Origin of the sequence: Pseudomonas sp. RGM2987 (assembly GCF_022952855.1) — a bacterium.
In the GTDB taxonomy this organism is placed as follows: domain Bacteria; phylum Pseudomonadota; class Gammaproteobacteria; order Pseudomonadales; family Pseudomonadaceae; genus Aquipseudomonas.
The window spans coordinates 1-4,346 of sequence record NZ_JALJDX010000058.1 but is presented as its reverse complement, the minus strand read 5'-3'; the positions used below and the strand labels follow the sequence as shown (position 1 = coordinate 4,346).

The 4,346-nt window shown below is 65.6% G+C and carries 3 protein-coding genes; all 3 read right to left on the bottom strand.

Translation table 11 applies throughout. The features are described 5' to 3' along the window. Nucleotides 1-102: 102 nt before the first annotated feature. Nucleotides 103-801 (bottom strand): response regulator, encoded by a 699-nt coding sequence (locus tag RGM2987_RS00490; protein WP_245138159.1) that lies wholly within the window; start codon nt 799-801, stop codon nt 103-105. 48 nt (nt 802-849) lie between these two features. Beyond that, the gene (locus RGM2987_RS00485; protein WP_245138158.1) at nt 850-3,501 is read right to left on the bottom strand and encodes a sensor histidine kinase KdpD; all 2,652 of its coding nucleotides are present in this window, start codon (nt 3,499-3,501) and stop codon (nt 850-852) included. A gap of 153 nt (nt 3,502-3,654) precedes the next feature. Beyond that, a complete protein-coding gene (gene kdpC / locus RGM2987_RS00480) occupies nt 3,655-4,200 on the bottom strand; it encodes a potassium-transporting ATPase subunit KdpC (protein ID WP_245138157.1) in 546 nt (181 codons plus the stop codon). Between the last annotated feature and the right edge of the window lie 146 nt (nt 4,201-4,346).

The window sequence follows — 4,346 nt, the reverse complement described above, 5'->3', positions numbered from 1 at the left end:
GTGTATCAGGCTCATTGAGTTGGCTGTACGGGGGCTGCTTCGCACCCCAGCGGGAGCAAGCTCCCTCGCCACAATAGTGCAAGGTTTGAAGTCTAGTGGAGGCTAAGTCCCACCCTCCCCCAACAACCGATAACCCACCCCCGCCTCGGTCACGATGAACCGTGGCCGGGTCGGGTCGTCGGCCAGTTTCTGGCGCAGGTGACCCACCACGATCCGCAGGTAGTGGCTGTCTTCAGTGTGGGTCGGGCCCCAGATGTCCTTGAGCAGTTGTTGCTGGGTGATGACGCGCCCAGGATGCCGCGCCAGTTGCGCCAGCACAGCGTATTCCTTGCGCGTCAGCGCCACCTCGGCGCCCTCCAGCAATACCCGTCGATACGCCAGGTCCACCGTCAGCGGGCCGAATTTCAGCGCCGCCTCCTGCGCCTCGCCGACCGGCGCCTGGCGCAACAAGGCGCGGATGCGGGCGAGAAACTCCTGGATGCCGAACGGTTTGGTCACGTAATCGTTGGCGCCATTGTCCAGCGCCTCGACTTTCTGCGCTTCGCTGGCCCGCACCGAGAGCACCAGCACCGGCACCGTCGACCATTGGCGAAACTCGCGCAGCACCTGCTGGCCGTCCATGTCCGGCAGGCCGAGGTCGAGTATCAGCAAATCGGGTTTGTTCAACGCCGCCTGGGCGAGCCCCTCCGTGCCGGTGCCCGCCTCCAGGACCTTGTATCCCTGGGAGGTCAGGCTGATTCGCAGGAACTTGCGGATCTGTGGTTCGTCGTCGATGACCAAGAGGGTCGCGTTCTGGCTCATGGGGCTCGTTCAAACTGTCAGGTGGAAAAAAGCATAACGCAGCGCCGCTCAAGCTTCATCGTCCATACCCGGCTGTGTCTGCAATGGCAGGTGCAGGGTGATACAGGTGCCGCGTCCGTCGAGGCCATCGGCGACGCTGATTCGCCCGCCGTGAGCCCCTACCATCCCCTGACAGATCGCCAGCCCCAGGCCCGTGCCCTGCCCACCTCGATCTCCGCGGGCAGCGGTGTAAAACATGTCGAAAATCCGCTCGCGCTCGGCTTCCGGAATGCCGGGCCCTTCATCGGCCACGGCAAAAAACAGCTCGTTGTCCGTCACACCGACGCTCAACCGCAAGCGCCCGTGGGCCGGCGAAAAGCGCGCAGCGTTCTCCAGCACGTTCACCAGCGCCTGTTCAATCAGCGCGGCATGAACGTACAGCAACGGTAACTCAGCAGGCACCTCGACGCCGACCACGAGGGGCGCCAGCACCGCACGCAGGCGGTTCAGCGCACTGCCGACGATATCCGCCGGCGCCACCCAGTCCCGCGCCAGTTTCAACGCGCCATGGCCGAGACGGGTCATGTCCAAAAGATTCTGGATGTAGCGATCCAGGCGCTCGGCTTCATCGCGGGTGCCTTCGAGCAACTCGCGCCGATCCGCCAGCGGGATTGCCTCTCCCAACGCCAACAGGCTATCGATACTGCCGCGCATGGCGGTCAGCGGCGTGCGCAGATCGTGGGACACCGAAGCCAGCAAGGCGCTGCGCAATTGCTCGGTTTCGCCGTGCAGGCGCGCCGCCTCCAGGTCCTGGGCCAGTTGTGCACGGGCCAGGGCCTGGGCCAACGGCTGGCTGAGGGCCGTCAGCAGACGGCGACGCTGCCCACTCAATGGCATGCCCTCTTTGGGGCAGGCACCGAGTAACGCCAAGGGCTCGCCCTCCGCCGACAACGGCCACCACCACCAGCGCCCGGACGGCAGGGTTCCGGTGCCGGCGCCGGCCGGCTGATCATGTTGCCAGGACCAGTCGGCCGCGGCGCGTTCGGCCTCGGTGAAGGTCAACGGCTCGGCGGTCTCTACCTTCCAGTTGCCCTGTTGGTCACGGTTGAGCAGGCACAGTTGCAAGTCGTGCCAGCCGTTGAGGTGCTGCGCGGCGGCGCTGATCACCGCCTGGCGGTCGGTGGCGGCGGTGAGTTTGCGTGACAGGTCGAGCAACTCGCCGGTCTCCTGTTGGGTGTCGCGCAACGCCTGCAACTGCCGACGCTGGCGGGCCGCCAGGTTGCCGGTCAGGGCGGCCATGAGCAGGAAGAACACCAGCGTCAGCACGTCTTCTTCGCGCTGGATGGTCAGGGAAAAATTCGGCGGGATAAACAGAAAGTCATAGGCCAGGAACGACAACGCCGCGCAAGCCAGCGCCGGACCAAGACTGCTGCGCACCGCCACCAGCAACACCGCCATCAAAAACACCAGGGAGATGTTCGGTAGCTCCAGCAGCCCCGAAATGCCCCAGGCCAAGGCACTGGCGGCCACCGTTGCCAGCAGGGCGAGGACATAGTCGAAACCGGTCTGGACCGCCCTTGAGCGCACCCGGGACGGACGGGGCTGTTCGTCGCTGTCCAGCACGTTGATTTCCAGCCCTCGGGCATCGCGCAGCAAGCGCGAAGCCAGGCCGCCGCCGAACACGCGGCGACGCAGGCGTTGCCGGGACTGCCCGACCAGCAGCAGCGTGGCGCGCCTTTCGGTGGCATGCTGGATCAGCGTGCGGGCCACTTCACCGGCCCGCAGCAGCACCACTTCGCCACCGAGTCGCTCGGCCAGTTGCTGGGCATTTTGCAGACGCTGACGCGATGGCTCGTCCCGCGCACTGCCGTTGTCCACGTGCACCAGGGTCCAGGGCAAATGTCGACGTTGGGCCACGCGGCTGGCGTGGCGCACCAGGCGTTCAGCCTGCTCGTCAGCGTCCACTCCCACCAGTAATCGCCCCCGCACCGCCGGGGCGGCCTGGCCCAGTTGGCGATAACCCTGGGCCAAGTCATTGTCGACCTGTGCGGCGGCGGTCTGCATGGCCAGCTCGCGCAAGGCGGTCAGGTTGGTCTGGGTGAAAAATGCGTCGATCGCCGCCCGGGCCTGCTCCGGCACGTAGACCTTGCCGTCGCGCAAGCGCTCCAATAGCTCGCGCGGCGGCAAGTCGATCAGCAGCAGCTCATCGGCCTCCTGCAAGACCCAGTCCGGCAACGTCTCACGGACTTGCACGCCAGTGATGCCGCGTACCTGGTCGTTAAGGCTCTCCAGGTGCTGGACGTTGACCGTGGTGTACACGTCGACGCCAGCGGCGAGCAGCTCCTGGATGTCCTGCCAGCGCTTGGCATGACGACTGCCGGGCGCGTTGCTGTGGGCCAGCTCGTCCACCAGCGCCAGGCCTGGTCGAGCCGCGAGCAGGCCGTCGAGGTCCATCTCCTCGAGCATCACGCCGCGATACTCCGAGCGCACCAAGGGCTGCTGCGCCAGGCCCGCGAGCAAGGCTTCGGTTTCGCTGCGACCGTGGGTCTCCACTACCCCGGCGATGACTTTCACCCCTTGACGCAAGCGTGTGTGAGCCGCTTGCAGCATGGCGTAGGTCTTGCCGACACCGGGTGCCGCGCCAAGGAAGACCTTGAGCCGGCCACGGTCGTTGCGGGGCAGGTTGGCAAGCAGTGCGTCGGCGCGGCCGGAGTCGCTCATGTCGGGGTCTCTTGTTCCAGATGTTGATGTAGAGAATGTTCCGACGCCTTCGCGAGCAAGCCCGCTCCCACAGGGACTGTGGCGTGACCTGTTCCCACGGCTACCGCAAATCCACTGTGGGAGCGGGCTTGCTCGCGAAGGCGGTTCAATTGACTACAGATGTTCCAACGCCAGATTCAGCGCCAGCACATTCACCACTGGCGGCCCTACCAACGGTTGCTCGGTATGACGCTCAACCAACTGCTGCAAGGTCGAGACCGGCAGGTTACGCGCCGCAGCAACACGCGCCAGTTGATAGGCAATCGCGGCCGGTGGCAAGTGCGGGTCCAGGCCGCTGCCGGAAGTGGTCAGCAACGCCAGCGGCACTGGCCCCTGGCCGGGCACTTGCAGCTTGCCGGCGTCATCGATCACCCGCGTGGCCAGGGCCGGATTGCTCGGGGACAGGTTGCTCGCGCCGCTGGCTACGGTGGCAAAGGCGCCGGCCGATGGACGGGGATGGAACCAGGCATCGCCCTGGAAATCCTGGGCGATCAGGATAGAGCCACGGACCTTGCCGACGGCGTCGATGACCAGGCTGCCGTTGGCCTGGACAGGAAAAGCGACTTGCGCCACTGCGGTGACCAGCAAAGGGTAGGCGATGCCGGTGAGCAGGGTCATCAGGAGTAACAGGCTCAGGGCCGGGCGTATCAGGGTAGACATGTCAAAATCCTCGAATCGAAACTAATTCATTGGCGAGCGCACATTGTGGCGAGGGAGCTTGCTCCCGCTGGGCTGCGCAGCAGCCCCAAAAAAGACCGAACACTGCTTTGCCTGATGCTCCGGGATTGCAGACTCGGGGGCTGGGT

What these genes read in the sequence shown, in the direction of transcription:
- kdpC (WP_245138157.1), bottom strand. Translation starts at nt 4,200, where the DNA reads ATGTCTACCCTGATACGCCCGGCCCTGAGCCTGTTACTCCTGATGACC.
- RGM2987_RS00485 (WP_245138158.1), bottom strand. Translation starts at nt 3,501, where the DNA reads ATGAGCGACTCCGGCCGCGCCGACGCACTGCTTGCCAACCTGCCCCGC.
- RGM2987_RS00490 (WP_245138159.1), bottom strand. Translation starts at nt 801, where the DNA reads ATGAGCCAGAACGCGACCCTCTTGGTCATCGACGACGAACCACAGATC.